Genomic DNA, 18,935 nt, shown 5'->3' with positions numbered 1-18,935 from the left:
ATGTTGGCAATTTCTAGAATGAAAAAATCCTAACCGCTTATTATCAGGCAGTTAGGATTTTCTTTGGTGCGCCTGATAGCCACATTTTTGTGAAATCTTATGAAAATTAGAGAAATGTATAATTACCTGATTATAAGTGATATAGAAAAAATCATTGTTTCTTAATTTTACCTAAAGTTTTGTTAGAATACATAAAACTCGGCAAAAACTCGGCAAAAATGTTGGTGGGCGAATGTAAAATAATTACTTTTGCACTCGAATTTAAACAATGAGAGTATGGCAAATATAGATTTGAAACTATCTTCCAAGGAAGACAAGGTGACGCATCGCAGCGAAATCCTAATCCGTTTTTACCAAGGTCAAAAGATTGATTATCGTGTAAAGAGTGGCTTGTTTGTGGAGCCACGCCATTTCCGATATTTCGTTAATCGTAATGCAAGTAAGAAGCAAGGTGTGGTTGTTCCAGATAAGGTTACTTCTGTAACCAAGGAAGAAGCGAAAGCCAAGGGATATGCGATTACTACGAGAGGTGAAGTAGTAATCACAGATCGTCTTATTACTCCCGAAGTGAAGTTTGATAAAGAACAAGCTCGGTTGTTGGGGGAGTTGCAGACAACTATCATGGATGCTTTTGTTGCTGCAGACAAAAGTAATCTTAGTGAGGATTGGCTTGATAAGATAGTCTATCGTTTTCATCATCCTCTTGGTACAGGTAAAGTGAAAAGACAAAGAGGAAAGAAGCGAGTCTCTATGTATGAATTAGCAGAGGAGTACTTGGATAAGAAGCGTTTCTCCTATGACCATACCAAGGCTTTTCGAGTTTTAGTAAGAGACTTGGCACGATACGAAGCCTTCAAGAAGAAAGTGCTTCAAGAGAAATTTACTTGGAACATAGATAAGATGACTCGCAAGGATATTGAGGACTTTGAGGATTATCTGCGCAATGAGAAAACATTGTCAGAGAAGTATCCAAAGCAGTTTGAGAGCATCTTGGAGGAATATCCTGCAGAAATCAATGTGGTACATACAATGGTGAAGTTGCAAGACCGTGGAGAGAATACCATTGTGAAACTTAAAAAGAAATTCAAGGCGTTTATGCAATGGTTGTATGAAACGGAGAGAACAACCAATCGTCCTTTCGATGGAATTAAGATAGGCGTGGAGAAGTATGGTACACCTATTTATATAACAAAGGAAGAACGAAATCTTGTGGCTGAAACAGATATTCCTGCAATGTTTGAAAAACTGGATGATGAAGATAAGAAGGCATGTTCAAAACTTCCTTTAAGGACTTTGGAAACTCAGCGTGATATATTTGTGTTCCAGTGTTTGGTAGGTTGTCGTGTTGGTGATCTTACAAGATTGACTTCTCAGAACATCACTCAGGGAATCTTGGAGTATGTGCCGAGTAAGACGGCCGATGAGGATGCTCCGGTGAAGCCTCGTATTCCGTTAAATCCATGTGCTTTGAAATTGGTGAAGAAATATGAGGGCTTTGATAAGGATGGACGTTTATTCCCTTTCATCAGTCCACAGAAATACAATGATGCCATCAAGGCTATCCTGTTGATTTGTGGCATCACAAGAATCGTTCAGGTTCGTAACTCAACGACTGGGGAGAATGAAATGAAACGAATTTGTGATGTTGCCAGTTCTCACATGGCTCGCCGTACTTTCGTTGGTGCAGCTTATAAGGCTGTTCGTGACCCGAATATCGTTGGAAAGATGAGTGGTCATGTTGAGGGAAGTAGGGCATTCAATCGCTATCGCCAGATAGATGATGACATATTGAAGGAAACAATAAGTTGCATTTAGCCAAGGTTTTCTGAATCTTGTAGAACCGTACGATACAAAATCGTGCGGTTTTTTGTTTTTGCGAAAAATAATAAATTTTCAAATTTAACATAAAATGGGCTGTTTTGTCAGATATTTATTACGAAAGTGTTAAATATGAAGTTTAATTGTGCATCGCCCCCTTTATTCCTTTTTGTTTCGTACTTTTGCACCAGATTTCAAAAATAATTAAAGTAAAAAGATGCGTATTCAAGACATTTTAGCTACAGGCGCACCACTACAATTGGTGGTGGATGCGATGGATTTGAAGGAACTCTTCTTGAATTGGAAAGAGGAGATGGTGCAGAAACCTCAGAAGGAAGAGTCGCCTCTGTTGACACCAGCGGAGGTGACGGAGAAGTATCGTGTTTCCAAGGTCACTTTGTGGCGTTGGGACAAGATGGGATTGCTGGCTCCTATCAAGATGGGGCGCAAGTCATTCTATCGTCAGTCAGATATAGAGCGAGTATTTGATCTTAATAAATAGGTGTATGCTCAATATCAATCAACATTCGTTGGAGTCGCTGCCCAAGCAACTGCCAATATATGCCCTTCGATGGGAGGTGCAGAAGATTATCGAGCATTATGCAGAAGTGTTTCAATGTCCTAGGGACTTTATTATTTCTGCGGTGTTTGGTGTTGTTGGCACGATGTGTGGTAGGCATGTGACAATCTTTGATGGGAAGTATCGCAATCATCCCAATCTTTGGATTTGTCATGTTGCTCCAAGTGGTTCCAACAAGAGTTCGCCTATCAAGGCTCTGATGCAACCGATGAATCAAGAAGAAAGCAGACGCTATAAGGAGTTTCGGGAGAAATTCAAGGAATTCAAACGAAACACAGACGAGGAAGAACCGACTTTGAATCAGTTGACGGTTTCAGATGTGACTCCAGAAGGATTGTATAAAATCTTGGATGGCAGAGCGGAATCGAAAGATGGTCTTTTGCTCTATAGGGATGAAATCAAGGGCTTTATAGATGATATGGGACGATACCATAACAGTGGTGAGGTGAGCAATTACTTATCAATATGGGATGGAACCACTTTTCCTGTCACTCGCAAGACTCAGCCACCGATGTATATCGAGAATCCTTTCCTGTGCATCATGGGTGGAATCCAACCCGATGTATTCAGTGAGGCATTCAAGCGAGACTTGGCAGGTGTGGGCTTTGTGCAAAGATGGTTGTTCGCCTATCCCGATGAGATACAGAAGGCTCTTTATTCTGATTCAATATTGGATGCCAAGTATGAAACTGCATGGAATGAAATCTTTGAGAAGTTGTTGGCTATTAATGATATGGAACTTACGTTGAGCAATGAAGCAAAGCAAGTTTATATCGACTACTATAATGAGACAATATCTCGTACAGATGATGCTGATTCCTATTTGTCTTCGATGCTATCCAAGTTGAGAATCCATGTGTTGAAGTGGTGTGCCATTACTCACATCTTATCATGCTCGGATAATGCAGGAGGTGGGCAATACTTTGTTTTGCCAAGTTCTTTGGAGATAACTGCTGATGAGATGCGGTATAGTGTGGAGTGCATGCGCTACTTTGAGTATTGTGGAACCAGGGCTTTGAATCTTGTTGTGGGTGAAGGGCAGATAAAGAAACCTACCAAAGAACAGTTGATTAAGGATTTGGTTTCATTAGTCGGAATAGACAAAATGAATATCACGAAGTTTGCAGAAGGAATAGACGTAAGTCGTCAATATGTGAGCAAGGTGATAAAAAAGTAGACTAAGTTGCGTGGTTGCGGTAGCGATAGTATGTATCAATCTGTGAATCAGGGAGATAAATAAGAGCGCAACCGCAACCAAGAACAAATGTGATGATTATGAACATATTTCCAATAAATGTATCTGTTTATGATGGTGTGATGGATAATAAGGGAACCATCTCCTCTCTTGGAGATTTTCTGTTCTCGCAAGAACGTCAGTATGAGATTCTGATGCTTCGCCATCTGTCAAGCAAAGAAGAGCGTGATAGTTGGAAGCGAAAGTTGCCACAAGCCACGATAGGTGGAGTGTTTCAACCAACGAGGTCTATTCAGAACATCCAATATCGTTCTGGGTTGATATGTGTAGATATGGATGCCAAGGAGAATCCTGCCATATCTGATTGGAATGCAGTGAAGGAGCAACTTGCCGTGATACCTCAGATAGCTTATTGCTCATTGAGTGTTAGTGGCAACGGACTTTTTGCAGTTATTCCCTTGCGCTATCCAGAGAAGTATTTATTGCAATTCCGACAGTTGCAGCACGACTTCTATCGAATGGGGATAACCATAGATGCAGCTTGTAGTGACATCACAAGAATGAGGTGTGTCAGCTATGATGCGCATCCAATTATTAACGAGAATGCCATCCCATACGAAGGCATTTATATGGAGCCGCCAAAAGTGAGGCGGTATTTATCGTATAGGAACATCAGGGAGAACGACATCTTATCAGAAGTTGCTGCTTGTTGCAAGCAAATAGAACAGCGTGGCATTGACATAACAGATGGTTATGACCAATGGCTGAAAGTGGGTTGCTCACTTGCCACGTTGGGTGAGGATGGGCGAGACTTCTTTCATCTGTGTAGTCAACAGAGCATGGACTACAACGAATCGAAGACCGACAAGATGTTCTCTGATCTCTTGAAACGGAATTATCAAAATATCAACATCGGAACATTCTTCTGGCTATGCAAGCAGAATGGAATCCTGATGAAGTGAAAACTAAGATGAAAGAGTATGTGCCTTCATCAAACTAAACAAGTATCTGAGATTATTGCTCGAAGAAAGGCTGGATGGAACCTTATTAGATTCGAGCAATAATCTCAGGAAGTTGTGAGGCGGTCGTATGCTTGTTTATGGGATGTATTAAGGTCATTTTTTACCTTGCGCTTGCGCCGATAAAACGAAACATTTTTATAGCAGGGGGGAGCCTAATCCCCGGTTCGCACGCTAACCGGCTGAAAATTCGCATATTGCCCTAAGAAAAATGTTGCTCATTTTTGCGGCAAGCCGAGGGGATAGTTGTAGTATGATTGGTATGTATTATTAGTGATGTTTTTATATGCTAAAATCAAAGTTTAGTCTATCGCAAAGGGTGGAATGAGAAATAATCTGCATCTTCCAATGGTGGAAGTGCAGACTTTATATTTCTAAGACGGTGGTCATCCTTTTGATTTGTGGAAAATTCGGAATTCTTCTTTTCCTTTGGTTGTCTGGTAGGATAATATGTACTTCTGTTGTTGTAGCAATTTTAGTAAAGACTCATTCCAAGATGTTGCTTTTATGGTTGGTCGTTTGCCTTTATTGCTTAACTCAGCATATTGATTACCTAATGCAGTAAGAACTTTTTCTGTATTTTCTGGTTGGGCTGATATGATTAGAACTGCCAATTTTACTCTGTAAGATATTTTACAATTAGACTTTAGTAAATGAAGCAAATATTCTTCAGATAGATTGATGTCTTTGCTCTCTATAACAGCATTGATTATAATACCTTCTGATGCTGTCGCTTTCATTTTAGTTTCATCCGATACAATCTGAAGAATTACCCTCTTTTCTATTGTAGAGAATGTTGGAGAACTTAATAATGTCTCTAAGCAATGAGGGAAGGTAACCGACGATTATCTTAAAAGATGTAATATTACAAGATTCTGTCAAGCTAAAGAATATGTTTTTTCGTATAATGATAATTTTTCTTTTTAACTTAATTATCTGTAGTCAGAGTTTTTTGTCAAAATATCTGATTATCTTCGAGTTTTCTAAATAGTATAACGCTCGGAAAACTCGGCAAAAACTCGGCAATTTTTAAAACTAAAAAATCCTAACCGCTTATTATCAGGCAGTTAGGATTTTCTTTGGTGCGCCTGATAGGACTCGAACCTACACGGCCTGAACCACTAGATCCTAAGTCTAGCGCGTCTACCAATTTCGCCACAAGCGCATTCTTGGGTGCAAAGATACAATAATAATTTGAATAAAAAGAAGAAAAATGAAAAAAATGATGGTTTTACTTGCTTTTTACGAGAAATAATGGTAATTTTGCAAACAGATACTGTTCTATTTTTATTTTGCAAAAAAACGAAGGCTAGACAGTAAGGACAGATAAAAACTAAATAACAGGAATATGAAAAAAGTATGGGTTATGATGCTGGCTACATTGATGGTTTCTTCCACGATGATGGCTGGAAATGTGAAGAAATCAACTACTCTTCCTATTGAGGGAGAGATCGTAAAGGCTTCTCATCCGATGATTCAGTATGTTGGACGTGTGAGCTTTGCTAAGAATTCTGATGTAGCCAGTTTCAATTATCCGGGAACTACGATTGAGGCTAGTTTTCAAGGTTCTTCTCTGAAAATGCTGTGTCGCCCGAAGACTGGATATTTCATGGCACAGATTGATGGTTGCGAACCTTTCAAAGTGGGCTTTAATGCCGAACGCGATTCGGTTGTTACCCTGGCTGCGGCTTTGCCAAAGGGGGTGCATCATGCTAAGGTGATGTATGTGATAGAAGGCTTATTCCGCAAACCGGAATTCAGGGGATTCGTTCTTGATAAGGGATGTCAGCTCGTTGAGGCTCCGGCTCTCCCGGAACGGAAGATTGAATTTATCGGAAATTCAATCACCTGCGGTTATGGCGTAGAAAGTATCAACAAGTCTGATCCTTTTGAGGATGAAACGGAGAACCATTGGCTTACTTATGCCAATATCGTAAGTGACAGTCTGAAGGCTCAGCATACTTCTATCTCCCGTAGTGGTATCGGTGTATATCGTAATTATAATGGTCCGAAGACGGGTGATGCCGATAACATGCCTTGGCAATATGAATATACCTTATTTGACCAGCATGATGAAAAATGGGATTTTGCCAAGTATCAGCCTCAGTTAGTCTGTATCAATCTGGGTACGAACGATCTTTCTACCAAGAATTATGATATTCAACTCTACGAGAAGAATTATCGCATGTTTATTAAAACGGTACGTAGCAAGTATCCTCATGCAAAGATTGTGATGTTGACAGGTCCGATGCTCGGCGAGAAGGAGAGTAGCAAGCAGCGAACTGTACTTGATAGAATCTGTGCTGATGCCAATATAACTGATAAGAACATTTACCGTTTCGATTTCAGTTTCCAGAAAGGAGATTTAGGTTATGGCGCCAGCTGGCATCCTAGTATGTTGCAGCATCGGAAGATGGCAGCAGAATTGCTTCCGTTCCTGAGAAAACTGATGAATTGGAATTAAATGAGACTGTATGTTTCCCAAACAAAATTATATGATAACAATGAATACAAAGAATCTATTATTATTGGCATCTCTTACATTGGCGATGCCTCTGACAGCACAGACTCCGCAAGAGGATTTCAAGCGGGATATTACGCTTTCGGGTAGTAACTATGTAGCTTATCGTGGTCCGCAGAAGCAGTTGACTGCGGCTCCTAAAGGTTATAAGCCTTTCTATCTGAGCCATTATGGCCGGCATGGTTCCCGCTATATGATTGGCAAGAAGGCTTATGATGTGCCTTATTTCTCTCTGCTCAAAGCTAAGCAGGAGGGCAAACTGACAGCTAAGGGCGAGGAAACGCTGGCTAAGGTGAAGATGATTCGTGAGGAGGCGAAGGGGCGCGATGGCGAACTGACTCCGCTCGGAGCTCTCCAGCATCAGGGGATTACCAGAAGAATGATGGAGCGATTCCCTGAGATTTTTGCCGGTAATACGAATATTGAGGCCCGAAGTACTTTGGTAATCCGATGCATCCTCTCTATGGAGAACGGTTTGCAGCAGATGCTTCGCATGAATCCGAAACTTCATATCTTCCATGATGCCAGCGAGCATGATATGTATTATATGAACCAGGGCGACCGATATCTGGACAGCTTGAAGAACAGCGTGGGTATCAAGGTGGCACAGCAGGAATTTGCACAGAAGCATGTTAGCTATAGCCGTGTGATGCAGGAACTGTTCAACGACCCTGCCTGGGTGAAGCAGAATATCAACCAGAGTGACCTGAACAGAAAACTTTATGAGATGGCAAGCTCAATCCAAGGCACGGAACTGAGAGGCAAGGTTTCGCTCTATGACCTCTTTACGGAGGAGGAACTGTATCAGAACTGGCTGAATGCCAACATCTGGTGGCAGATGGCTTACGGCAACTCGCCTTATACGGGCAATGTGCAGCCGTTCTCCCAGCGCAATCTCTTGAGAAACATCATCCAGAAGGCGGATAGCTGCATCGCCTTGCCGCATCCGGGAGCTACATTGAGATATGGACACGATACGATGGTTACTCCGCTTACCTGTTTGCTGGATTTGAATGGATATGGCGAAGAGATAAAGGATCCGGAGAAGATTGCTACCCAGTGGTTTGATTATAAGATTACCCCGATGGCTACGAATTTGCAGTTCGTTTTTTATAGAAACAAGGCGAATGATGTGCTGGTGAAGGTGCTTTTGAATGAAGATGAGGCTACTTTGCCTATCAAGAGCGATGTGGCACCTTATTACCACTGGAATGACTTTAAGGAATACTGCCTGAAAAAGCTGGCGGGGTATAAAAGGTAAAAATGAAGGCTACTGACTGCTGGGGGACAGGCGATGGAATCGCCTGGAACGGGGGCAGGAGGGGGACTGGCTTCTTTTTTACTGAACGCGAAACGCTGAAGCGCTAAACGCTAAAGCGCGAAATGCAAATGGCTAGATAATAAAAAAGGGGCTTAAGCTTTTTGGGCTTAAGCTCCTTTTTTTATGATGGGCGCTTTCCTTGCGCTTTCTTTTGCGCTTTCCTTGCGCTTTCTTTTGCGCTTTCCTTGCGCTTTCTTTTGCGCTTTCCTTGCGCTTTCTTTTGCGCTTTCCTTGCGCTTTCTTTTGCGCTTTCCTTGCGCTTTCTTTTGCGCTTTCCTTGCGCTTTCTTTTGCGCTTTCCTTGCGCTTTCCTTGCGCTTTCTTTTGCGCTTTCTTTTTCGCTTTCTTAGCGCTTTTTTATTGCTTCGATAACCAGTCTTTATCCTTCTGGTCTTCTTCGAAATCTTTTTCAGAGAAGAGGTTGGTCTGACCGGTCAGTTCGTCAATCACCTGTTGCTCGCTTTTGCCAGCATCTGGATCAAGGTTTTTACCTTCATTCTCTGAGTCAGAACCATCCGGTTCCTCATCATTATCCTCAGAAGGAGGTTCTGGGAATCGGGTTGGTTCCAGTTCCTCAATACTTTCAATCTTCCATGTCGTGAGGCGCTTACCCTTTGCCTTGAAACTCTTCTGCGCAATGAACTGTTCGGCATCGATTTCTTCGGCAGGACGGATGGCATCCACACCGCCATAAGTAACCTTGATGCGTGGATAAACCGTATCGGTAAGCAAGATGAGCTTGCAGTTAGGGTTCTCGCCCATGAAATTCTGATGGCGCTTGGTGGCATCCATCGTGAATCGCTTGATGTATGGATATCCCTGATTGTCGGCATCGTAAAGGATAGCCGTCCATATCTTATGCTCATCCCATTTCTCTAAGCGGATGATGTTGTCCTCGTAGTGGTTGTTGACATCGAAATTGGTGATGTAGAATTCACCGTTGTCGAGTACTACCAAGATAGATTCATCATCATTGAATTCGCCCAGGAAGCGGCCGTTCTCATCGTAGTTGATGCGGTTTACGTCTGGGTCGAACCAAACCTTTCTGCCTCCTAACGTACTGTGGCCGTGACTCTTCAGACCGATGCGGCGAATGGTGCGCTTGGTAAGGAGATTACCTTTGGCAGCACGTCCCTTGATCAGAATGTCTGAGAAATCCTTCTCCAGGAAGATGCTCTGGCGCTTCTTCGTCAGGTCGGGCTCCATCGTACACTTGATGATTTCTGCCTCTCCATTCGGATTGGCGGTGAAGTAGATGACGCGGCTGCCAGGTGTGCCCTGGGTGATGTCATACAACTTGTCGCGGGTCATGGCGGTTACGTTGAATCGCTTGATGAAGTAATCGCCTTGTTTGCCGTCGCGGTAAACACAGTTGTAGATGGTGCGCTTGTCGTTCTTCTTGAATACCTGAACATGGAGGATATTCTTACCGACGAATATCTTGTCTGCTACCTTGGTGACTTTAAATTTGCCATCCTTATAGAAGATGATGATGTCATCGAGGTCGGAGCAGTTGCATACGAATTCATCCTTCTTCAAACCTGTACCAACGAAACCTTCCTGACGGTTGATATAGAGTTTCTGGTTAGCCTCTACCACCTTAGTCACCTCAATGGTATCGAAGTTTCTGATTTCTGTTTTGCGAGGATGGTTCTTTCCATACTTACCCTTGAGATATTCAAACCAGTTGATGGTAACATCGGTCATGTGAGCCAGGTCGTTCTCAATCTCAGCAAGTTCAGCCTTAATCTTCATCAGTAGTTCGTCTGCCTTATCCTTATTATATTTAAGGATTCGCTGCATCTTGATTTCCAGGAGTTTGAGAATGTCCTCGCGGGTAATTTCCCGATGGAAGGCATATTCTACCATACCCTTACCGTCTACTTCGGCAGTAAAGAGTTTGTCCTTGAATGGTTCGAGTTTAGAATCGATGAAGGCAACAACCTCATCCTGACTCTTACTCTGCTCAAACTTTCGCTCCTTGTAGATGCGTTCCTCAATGAAAATCCGTTCGAGAGAAGAGAAGAAGAGCTGTTCCTCCAATTCTCCCTTTCTGATCATCAGTTCCTTGCGCAGCAATCCCATAGTGCGGTCTACGCTGTGGCGCAACACATCGCTGATGGTGAGGAAAACAGGCTTGTTGTCTTCGATGACGCAGCAGTTGGGCGAGATATTGATTTCGCAATCGCTGAAAGCGTAGAGTGCATCCATCGTTTTATCTGATGAGGTACCTGGTGCCAGATGCACAAGAATCTCAACATTTGCCGAAGTAACATCATCTACCTTGCGTGCCTTAATCTTACCCTTTTCTACCGCTTTGGTGATAGAATCGATGAGGCTGCCTGTAGTCTTGCTGAATGGTATCTCGCTGATAACGAGTGTCTTGTTGTCGAGCTTGTCTATCTTGGCTCTTACCTTCAATGCACCCCCTCGCTGTCCATCATTGTATTTGCTTACATCAATGGCACCGCCTGTAGGGAAGTCGGGATAGAGCTGGAATGGCTCGCCCTTGAGATAGTGGACGGCAGCATCGCAAATTTCATTGAAATTATGTGGCAAAACCTTACTGCTCAATCCCACGGCAATACCCTCGGCACCTTGTGCCAGGAGCAAAGGGAATTTGGCAGGGAGCGTGATAGGCTCCTTGTTTCTGCCATCATAAGAGAGTTGCCAGTCGGTGGTTTTAGGATTGAAAACCACGTCGAGAGCAAACTTAGAGAGGCGTGCCTCGATATATCGGGGAGCTGCAGCACGGTCGCCCGTAAGAATGTTTCCCCAGTTACCCTGCGTATCGATGAGCAGGTCTTTCTGTCCCATCTGTACCAAAGCATCTCCGATAGACGCATCACCGTGAGGGTGAAACTGCATGGTATGTCCCACGATATTGGCAACCTTGTTGTATCTTCCGTCGTCCATGCGCTTCATAGAGTGGAGGATGCGTCGCTGTACCGGTTTCAAACCATCCTCAATATGAGGAACGGCACGTTCGAGGATCACATACGATGCATAGTCGAGGAACCAGTTCTGATACATTCCGCTGAGGTGATGTACAGCAGAAGCATCGAATCGGTTCACCGGCTTATAATCGGAATGTTCTTCGGTCGAAATCTCCTCGTTGGCATCTTCCGCAGCATCCTGTTCAGATTCTGCAGAAGAATTTTCCAAATTTGGCGATTTTTCCTCTTCAAGACCGTTTTTATCTTTAATTTCGTCGCTCATATATAGCTTTTAATACTTATTTTATTAATTTATGGCAAAAATACAACAATTTTTCGAGAAAAAAGAGTATCTTTGCCGAAAATTTGAAAAAAATAAGATTTAATCATGGCACAGGAAGATGTTTTTAAGAAAATTGTAAGCCATTGCAAGGAATATGGCTTCGTGTTCCCAAGTAGTGAAATTTATGATGGCTTGGCTGCCGTTTATGACTATGGTCAGAATGGTGTTGAGCTCAAAAACAATATTAAGCAGTACTGGTGGCAGAGTATGGTGTTGTTGCACGAGAACATTGTTGGTCTCGATGCAGCTATCTTCATGCACCCTACAGTATGGAAGGCATCTGGACACGTAGATGCTTTCAATGACCCATTGATTGATAACCGCGATTCAAAGAAGCGTTATCGTGCCGATGTGCTTATCGAGGATCACATGGCTAAGTATGAGGAGAAGATTGCCAAGGAGATTGCCAAGGCTCAGAAGCGCTTCGGCGATAGCTTCGATGAGGCTCAGTTCCGCGCTACCAACCCTCGCGTTCTGGAGAACCAGAAGAAGTTTGATGACCTCCATGCCCGCTATACTGAGGCTATGCAGGGTCCTAACCTCGAGATGCTGAAGCAGATTATCGAGGACGAGGGTATCGTTTGCCCTATCAGCGGTACCAAGAACTGGACAGACGTTCGTCAGTTCAACCTGATGTTCTCTACCCAGATGGGTGCGGCAAGCGATGCTACAAGCAAGGTATATCTGCGTCCTGAGACAGCTCAGGGTATCTTCGTAGATTATCTGAGCGTTCAGAAGACCGGCCGTATGAAGTTGCCATTCGGTATCTGCCAGATTGGTAAGGCATTCCGCAACGAGGTGGTTGCCCGTCAGTTCGTATTCCGTATGCGTGAGTTCGAGCAGATGGAGATGCAGTTCTTCTGCCAGCCTGGTACTGAGATGAAGTGGTTTGAATATTGGAAGAAGGTTCGTCTGGCTTGGCACGAGGCTCTCGGTATGGGTAATGAGAACTACCGTTACCACGACCACGAGAAGCTGGCTCACTATGCCAACGCTGCTACCGACATCGAGTTCAAGATGCCATTCGGTTTCAAGGAGGTAGAGGGTATCCACAGCCGTACCAATTTCGACCTTTCTCAGCACGAGAAGTACAGCGGCCGTTCTATCAAGTACTTCGATCCAGAGAAGAACGAGAGCTATGTACCTTACGATGTAGAGACATCTATCGGTGTAGACCGTATGTTCCTCAGCGTAATGTGCCACTCTTACTGCGAGGAGAAGCTTGAGAATGGCGAGACACGTGTTGTTTTGCGTTTGCCAGAGGCTTTGGCACCTGTTAAGTGTGCTGTGTTCCCATTGGATAAGAAGTATGGTTTGCCAGAGTTGGCTCACGAAATCGTTGACGAACTGAAGTTCCACTTCAATACTCACTATGGCGATCCTAAGGATTCTATCGGTAAGCGTTATCGCCGTCAGGATGCTATCGGTACTCCATTCTGTATCACTGTAGACCACGAGACTCCAAACGATCATAAGGTAACTCTGCGTTATCGTGATACCATGGAGCAGGAGCGCGTAGCTATCTCAGATCTTCGCAGCATCATCGAGGAGCGCGTAAGCATCACTAGCGTATTGAAGAAGCTTGGCAAGGAAATCAAGAACTTCTAATTAATCAAATACATTTAGATGAATCTTAAGAGTTTGAAATATTTCTTCTTCCTCATGATGGCAGTGATCACGCTGTCATCATGCAGCGAAGATGATGATAATGTCTCGGAATATGCCAACTGGCAGGAGCGTAACGAGCAGGCTTTTGCCGATACATTGGCTTATGCCAGAAAGATGGGTGAAGCTAACGGCTGGTACGTTTATAAGAACTGGACGTTCGAAAACCAGACTCCGAACAAAGATCAGAATGGTAATTTAGCGACCCTTACTTATAAGGATTGCGATAATATCATCGTTCATGTTCTGAAGAAGGGAGAGGGTACAACTTCTCCAATCCTTACCGATTCGGTACAGGTGAGCTATCGTGGTCGTTTCATTCCTACTGATAATTATAAGGAAGGTTACGTCTTCGACCAGAGTTTTACGGGTACTTTTGACGCAGCTACAGCTAATCCTACCCGTAGTGTAGCCGGTGGATTTATCGATGGCTTTACCACCGCATTGCTCAAGATGCATCCGGGCGATCATTGGCAGGTGTTCATTCCATACCAGCTGGCTTATGGAGCGAGCGGTAATTCTTCAATCCAAGGCTATTCAATGCTCCGTTTTGAGATGGTGCTCAAGAGTTATAAGAGAGCTTCTGGCAAGAAGTGGATTACTAAATAATAAGAATAAAGATTTAGAGAAAAGTATGTGCATATGTTTGAAATGATATATGCACATATTTTTTTGTATGAGCGATATACGAGAAATTAATTTATGCTTTATAGCAAGAAGACAGATTATTTGATGGAGTCGATTCGCCTGGGTAGGGAGATGGATCGGCGCGAGAAACTCAATCTTATTGTAGGGTTGAGTATACCTTCTATGCTGGCTCAGATTTCTACGGTGATGATGTTCTTCATCGATGCTTCTATGGTGGGCCATCTGGGAGCAGAGGCTTCTGCCAGTATCGGATTGATAGAGTCAACTACCTGGCTTATTGGTAGTTTGCTCAGTGCAGCGGCTACTGGATTTTCAGTACAGGTAGCTCATTTTATCGGAGCTAATGATTTTGTAAATGCCCGTCAGGTGTTTCGCCATGCGCTGATTTGCGGTGTGGCGTTCAGCATTTTTGTTTCTCTTCTCTGTGTCGGCATTCATTCTTATCTGCCTTATTGGCTGGGTGGAGGTGCTGATATTGCCACCAATTCCTCTCGCTATTTTCTGATATATGGTCTGGTACTTCCATTCGTTTTCCTTTATCATATATCCGAGATGATGCTGAAATCGGCGGGCAATATGCATACGCCTAGTGTGATGGCAGTATTGATCTGCATCTGCGATGTGGTGTTCAATTATCTGTTTATCTATATCCTGAAATTGGGTGTTGTGGGGGCTGCCTTAGGAACGGCGATGGCTTATGTCTGCATCTCTCTGCCTAATCTTTATATTGCAGGTTTCAAAAATAAGATACTGAATCTCCGTCAGGACCATGTCCGTTTCCGTTGGGTCAGGTCGTATGTTCATAATGCCTGTAAAATCAGCATTCCGATAGCCATACAGAACATATTGATGAGCGGGGCGCAGATAGTGAGTACCATGATTGTGGCACCTCTTGGCAATATAGCCATTGCTTCCCATTCTTTTGCTATTACTGCTGAGAGTCTTTGCTATATGCCGGGTTATGGTATTGGTGATGCGGCTACTACTCTGGTGGGACAGACGCATGGAGCAGGGCGAGTAGGTTTGTGCAAGAATTTTGCTTATATGACAGTAGGACTTGGAATGGCAGTGATGGCTGTGATGGGAGTGGTGATGTATGTCTTTGCTCCTGAGATGATTGGCGTTCTTTCTCCGGTAGAAAGTATCCGTGAGATGGGAACCATCTGTTTGCGTATCGAGGCTTTTGCTGAACCATTCTTTGCAGCCAGCATCGTGACCTACTGTGTTTGTGTAGGAGCGGGCGATACCAGAAAACCGGCGATGATCAATCTCGGTACCATGTGGCTGGTGCGCCTTACCCTGGCCTATGCTCTTTCCAAGAGCTATGGCTTGGAGGGAGTATGGATAGCGATGGCTACCGAACTCACATTCAGGGGAATCCTCTTCCTTATCCGCCTCTTCAGAGGTTCATGGATGAAGAGTTTTCATGTAGGTTAGGAATGGTTTTCTGCCTCCAATGTTAGTTTTAGGTTAAGATTTGCATACATCGGGAAGATATTCTCTAAAATGTTTGCAAATCTTTTTTATTTTTCTTAATTTTGCATCGCAGAAGGTAATCATGTTACTGGATATGTCGTTATATATTATGTGAACTTATTAAATAGCATGATATATATATAATAAGGTATATAGAAAACAATAAATATATAAATAATTAAAATCAGATGAAACTAAGAAAGATTTTTGCAGCAGTTGTGCTGTTCCTTTCTGCAGGTACAGCGATGGCACAGCAGATGCCAGCTATTCCGGTAGACAAGAATGTGAAGATAGGTCGTCTTGATAATGGATTGACTTACTACATTCGTCACAACAGTTATCCTGAGCATGTAGCCAGTTTCTACATCGCACAGAAAGTGGGTTCTATCAATGAGAATGATGACCAGCGCGGTTTGGCTCACCTCTTGGAGCACCTTGCCTTCAATGGTACCGACCATTTCAAGGGTAACTCTTTGCAGGACTATCTGCAGAGCATCGGTGTGCAGTATGGCCGTAATCTCAACGCCTATACAGCAGTAGAGAAGACAGTTTATTACTTCACAGATGTTCCTACTACCCGTACAACAGCGGTAGACTCATGTATGCTTATCCTCAAGGACTGGAGTAATGGTATCAGTCTTACTGAAGATGCTATCGAGAGCGAGCGTGATGTGGTACACAATGAATACCGTATGCGTATCGTAGGTCAGCAGCGCATGATAGAGCGTTCACTTCCTAAGCTCTATCAGGGCGAAAAGTATGGCTACCGTTTCCCTATCGGTTTGATGAGCGTTATCGATGGCTGTAAGCCAGAAACTCTCCGTGCTTACTACCGCAAATGGTATCGCCCAGACAATCAGGCTATTATCATCGTGGGTGATGTAGATGTAAATCATATCGAAGCTAAGATTAAGGAACTCTTCTCAGGTATCAAGGTACCTAAGAATGCCGCTAAGATAGAGAAGGTACAAGTATCTGATAATGATTCAGCCATCTATGTTATCGACAAAGATAAGGAGCAGCAGGTTGATCTCTTCCAGATTTATATGAAGCACAATGCTGTGCCTGATTCTCTGAAGAGCAACATGAGCTATCTCCTGAAGGGATACATGGATAACGTGATTTCTTCTATGATTGCTGCGCGTTATGCAGAGAAGTCATTGGAGCCAGACTGTCCATATCTCCAGGCAAATGCCGGTGATGGTTCATACCTGATTTCAAGCACTAAGGATGCTTTCACCCTTACCGGTGTTGCTAAGCCAGGAAAGATTAAGGAGGCTTATGCTGCTGTTCTCCGCGAGGCACAGCGTATGCATGAGTTCGGTTTCACAGCTACTGAGTATCAGCGTGCCAAGGATGAATTCATGAGCCAGGTTGACAAGGCGCTTGCCAACAAGGATAAGATGAAGAACGAGCAGTTTACCACCCAGTATGTGGATAACTTCACTTCTAACGAGCCTATTCCATCAGTAGAAGAGGAGAGCCAGATCTGGAAGATGGTAGTTCCAAACTTGCCTCTTGAGGTTATCAACAGCTATGCCAAGCAGTTGGTTTGCCAGAGCGATACTAACCTTGTATCATTGGTTATGATGCGCGAGCAGCCTGAGGCCGTTTATCCTACCGAGCAGGAACTCTCTGCCATCGTAAAGCAGGTACGTGCTGAGAAGCTCGAGGCTTATGTGGATAATGTTAAGCAGGAACCTCTCATCGCTCAGGCTCCTAAGGCTGGTAAGATTAAGAAGACTGTCGAGAACAAGAAGTTGGGCTTCAAGGAGTTGACTCTTTCTAATGGCGCTAAGGTGGTATTGAAGAAGACTGATTTCAAGGACAATGAGATTGCTTTCGCAGCTTCAGCCAATGTAGGCTATTCTACTTTCGGCAAGGAAGACTTCCTGAATGCTACATTTGCAGCAGATGTGCTCGATGCCAGTGGTCTTGGCGATTTCTCAAGCAATGAGCTTGATAAGGCTTTGGCTGGTAAGCAGGCTGGCGTTTCGTTCAGCTTGAGTCCTTTCAATCATGGTTTGAAGGGTAATTCTACTCCTAAGGACATCGAAACCCTGATGCAGCTCATCTATCTCAAGATGACCGCAGTAAGCAAGGATCAGAAGAGCTTCGACAATATGAAGAGTATGATGGCTACTGTTCTTGCCAACAAGAGCAACAACCCAGGCCTCGTATATCAGGATTCTGTACAGAGCACCCTCTATTTGGGTAGCAAACTTGCCCGTGTGCCAGAGGCAAGCGATATAAAGGATATCAACTACGACCGTATCCTGGAGATTGGTAAGCAGTTCTACGGCAATGCCAAGGACTTCACCTTCTATTTCGTAGGTAACTATGATGAGAAGACTCTCCTCCCACTCATCGAGCAGTATATTGCCAGTCTGCCAAACAATGGCTTCAAGCTGAAGAACAAGCAGATTCCTTATGCTACGGGTAAGGTAAGCAATATCTTTACCAAGGCAATGGAGAACCCACAGAACCAGGCAACAGAAATTTGGTATACCAAGGCTCCATTCACCTTGCAGTATATGGTTCTTGCTGATGTTTCAGCCCGCCTTTTGGAGATGAAGTATTTGCGTACTATCCGTGAGGAACTCAGCGCTGCTTATCATGCAGGTGCAAACTATGGTTTGCTTCGCGATTATGATAACAAGGCTGCCATCTCTATTACAGCCGTAGCTCAGCTGAACCCAGAGAAGTCGGATATCGCTATTCCTTACTTCTTCAAGGGTATGGATGAGACCATCGCCCAGCCAGATGCAGAAGACCTTCAGAAGGTGAAGGAGATTCTCCTGAAGCAGGCTGCTGTAAGCGAGAAGTCTAACGGTTATTGGCTTGGTGCATTGAGCACATACGAGCGTATGGGTGTTGATACTCATAGCGATTACAAGGAGATGGTGAAGAATCTGAAGGCATCTGAGATTTCAGACTTCCTGAAGAATGTCATCTTGAAGAGTGGTAATCACTTTGAAATCATCATGAAGGCAGTGAAGAACGAGAAGTAAATTCCGGACTTGATATAATAAAACGAAAAAATCCCGTTGTACAAGCCAGATGGCTGACAACGGGATTTTTACGTTTTTTTCTTTTCCCAAAATTTTTGAAACTCATCATTTAAGAGTCGTTTCGAAAAATCTCTCTTTAAAAAGAAAGGATGCGTCCTTATTATATATGTATAAGAGCACCATCTTTTCCTCCTTTACTTCATGTTTATGAAGAGTATTAACCTCTTCTCTTTGCCTTAGAAGCAAGAGCCTCACGGCGATCCTGAAGAATCTGTTGGCATCTATCGATAGCCTGATTCTGATTTTCTGAATTTACCTTAATTAAATCATTCATAACCTATTGATATTTGTTAACCGCTTGCAAAGATAGGGGTTTTCTACCTATTTCTAGGTATAAAATGCA

Annotated in this window: 12 protein-coding genes and 1 tRNA gene; 10 read left to right on the top strand and 3 right to left on the bottom strand. The window is 43.5% G+C overall.

What is annotated here, in order from left to right; genetic code table 11:
* Positions 1 to 276 precede the first annotated feature (276 nt).
* The 4 genes from ONT19_RS10280 to ONT19_RS10265 all read left to right on the top strand — a co-directional run bounded on the left by ONT19_RS10280 (position 277) and on the right by ONT19_RS10265 (position 4,555).
* Positions 277 to 1,815 carry a hypothetical protein gene (locus ONT19_RS10280; RefSeq protein ID WP_264952513.1) on the top strand — a complete coding sequence of 513 codons (1,539 nt, stop codon included), beginning with the start codon at positions 277 to 279 and terminating at the stop codon, positions 1,813 to 1,815.
* Positions 1,816 to 2,035: 220 nt separating this feature from the next.
* Positions 2,036 to 2,320 carry a helix-turn-helix domain-containing protein gene (locus ONT19_RS10275; protein ID WP_006848509.1) on the top strand — a complete coding sequence of 95 codons (285 nt, stop codon included), beginning with the start codon at positions 2,036 to 2,038 and terminating at the stop codon, positions 2,318 to 2,320.
* Positions 2,321 to 2,324: 4 nt separating this feature from the next.
* Positions 2,325 to 3,575 carry a DUF3987 domain-containing protein gene (locus ONT19_RS10270; RefSeq protein ID WP_006848508.1) on the top strand — a complete coding sequence of 417 codons (1,251 nt, stop codon included), beginning with the start codon at positions 2,325 to 2,327 and terminating at the stop codon, positions 3,573 to 3,575.
* A 98-nt stretch (positions 3,576 to 3,673) separates the two neighbouring features.
* The gene (locus ONT19_RS10265) at positions 3,674 to 4,555 is read left to right on the top strand and encodes a BT4734/BF3469 family protein (protein ID WP_264952515.1); all 882 of its coding nucleotides are present in this window, start codon (positions 3,674 to 3,676) and stop codon (positions 4,553 to 4,555) included.
* Between the two features lie 443 nt (positions 4,556 to 4,998).
* Here ONT19_RS10265 and ONT19_RS10260 read toward each other — a convergent pair whose 3' ends face one another.
* Both ONT19_RS10260 and ONT19_RS10255 read right to left on the bottom strand, forming a co-directional pair.
* Positions 4,999 to 5,352, bottom strand: a complete 354-nt coding sequence (locus tag ONT19_RS10260; RefSeq protein WP_264952516.1) for a hypothetical protein — start codon at positions 5,350 to 5,352, stop codon at positions 4,999 to 5,001.
* Between the two features lie 340 nt (positions 5,353 to 5,692).
* Positions 5,693 to 5,777, bottom strand: a tRNA-Leu gene (locus ONT19_RS10255).
* A 183-nt stretch (positions 5,778 to 5,960) separates the two neighbouring features.
* On the opposite strand from ONT19_RS10255, the gene ONT19_RS10250 reads away from it, so the two are divergent.
* Positions 5,961 to 7,076, top strand: coding sequence for an SGNH/GDSL hydrolase family protein (locus tag ONT19_RS10250; protein WP_264952518.1), 1,116 nt, complete (start codon positions 5,961 to 5,963; stop codon positions 7,074 to 7,076).
* A gap of 40 nt (positions 7,077 to 7,116) precedes the next feature.
* Complete coding sequence (locus ONT19_RS10245) at positions 7,117 to 8,394, top strand: histidine phosphatase family protein (protein ID WP_264952519.1); 1,278 nt, start codon at positions 7,117 to 7,119, stop codon at positions 8,392 to 8,394.
* 416 nt (positions 8,395 to 8,810) lie between these two features.
* On the opposite strand, the gene ONT19_RS10240 is transcribed toward ONT19_RS10245, so the two are convergent.
* Positions 8,811 to 11,672, bottom strand: a complete 2,862-nt coding sequence (locus ONT19_RS10240; RefSeq protein WP_264952521.1) for a DNA gyrase/topoisomerase IV subunit A — start codon at positions 11,670 to 11,672, stop codon at positions 8,811 to 8,813.
* A gap of 105 nt (positions 11,673 to 11,777) precedes the next feature.
* On the opposite strand from ONT19_RS10240, the gene ONT19_RS10235 reads away from it, so the two are divergent.
* From ONT19_RS10235 to ONT19_RS10220, 4 genes are all read left to right on the top strand, one after another.
* On the top strand, positions 11,778 to 13,340 hold the full coding sequence (locus ONT19_RS10235; protein ID WP_117693376.1) for a glycine--tRNA ligase: 1,563 nt from the start codon (positions 11,778 to 11,780) through the stop codon (positions 13,338 to 13,340).
* A gap of 18 nt (positions 13,341 to 13,358) precedes the next feature.
* Positions 13,359 to 14,006 carry an FKBP-type peptidyl-prolyl cis-trans isomerase gene (locus ONT19_RS10230; RefSeq protein WP_264952522.1) on the top strand — a complete coding sequence of 216 codons (648 nt, stop codon included), beginning with the start codon at positions 13,359 to 13,361 and terminating at the stop codon, positions 14,004 to 14,006.
* 93 nt (positions 14,007 to 14,099) lie between these two features.
* The gene (locus ONT19_RS10225) at positions 14,100 to 15,482 is read left to right on the top strand and encodes an MATE family efflux transporter (RefSeq protein ID WP_264952523.1); all 1,383 of its coding nucleotides are present in this window, start codon (positions 14,100 to 14,102) and stop codon (positions 15,480 to 15,482) included.
* A 227-nt stretch (positions 15,483 to 15,709) separates the two neighbouring features.
* A complete protein-coding gene (locus ONT19_RS10220) occupies positions 15,710 to 18,532 on the top strand; it encodes a M16 family metallopeptidase (RefSeq protein ID WP_264952524.1) in 2,823 nt (940 codons plus the stop codon).
* The last annotated feature ends 403 nt before the right edge of the window (positions 18,533 to 18,935 follow it).

The sequence above is a fragment of the Segatella copri genome (assembly GCF_026015625.1).
Taxonomy (GTDB): Bacteria; Bacteroidota; Bacteroidia; order Bacteroidales; family Bacteroidaceae; genus Prevotella; species Prevotella copri_H.
The sequence above is the reverse complement of the archived record's forward strand: the minus strand, read 5'-3'. Positions and strand labels throughout refer to the sequence as shown.

Excerpts from the sequence above, each read along its gene's own strand:
- ONT19_RS10280 (WP_264952513.1), top strand. The coding sequence starts at position 277 with ATGGCAAATATAGATTTGAAACTATCTTCCAAGGAAGACAAGGTGACG.
- ONT19_RS10275 (WP_006848509.1), top strand. The coding sequence starts at position 2,036 with ATGCGTATTCAAGACATTTTAGCTACAGGCGCACCACTACAATTGGTG.
- ONT19_RS10270 (WP_006848508.1), top strand. The coding sequence starts at position 2,325 with ATGCTCAATATCAATCAACATTCGTTGGAGTCGCTGCCCAAGCAACTG.
- ONT19_RS10265 (WP_264952515.1), top strand. The coding sequence starts at position 3,674 with ATGAACATATTTCCAATAAATGTATCTGTTTATGATGGTGTGATGGAT.
- ONT19_RS10260 (WP_264952516.1), bottom strand. The coding sequence starts at position 5,352 with ATGAAAGCGACAGCATCAGAAGGTATTATAATCAATGCTGTTATAGAG.
- ONT19_RS10250 (WP_264952518.1), top strand. The coding sequence starts at position 5,961 with ATGAAAAAAGTATGGGTTATGATGCTGGCTACATTGATGGTTTCTTCC.
- ONT19_RS10245 (WP_264952519.1), top strand. The coding sequence starts at position 7,117 with ATGAATACAAAGAATCTATTATTATTGGCATCTCTTACATTGGCGATG.
- ONT19_RS10240 (WP_264952521.1), bottom strand. The coding sequence starts at position 11,672 with ATGAGCGACGAAATTAAAGATAAAAACGGTCTTGAAGAGGAAAAATCG.
- ONT19_RS10235 (WP_117693376.1), top strand. The coding sequence starts at position 11,778 with ATGGCACAGGAAGATGTTTTTAAGAAAATTGTAAGCCATTGCAAGGAA.
- ONT19_RS10230 (WP_264952522.1), top strand. The coding sequence starts at position 13,359 with ATGAATCTTAAGAGTTTGAAATATTTCTTCTTCCTCATGATGGCAGTG.
- ONT19_RS10225 (WP_264952523.1), top strand. The coding sequence starts at position 14,100 with ATGCTTTATAGCAAGAAGACAGATTATTTGATGGAGTCGATTCGCCTG.
- ONT19_RS10220 (WP_264952524.1), top strand. The coding sequence starts at position 15,710 with ATGAAACTAAGAAAGATTTTTGCAGCAGTTGTGCTGTTCCTTTCTGCA.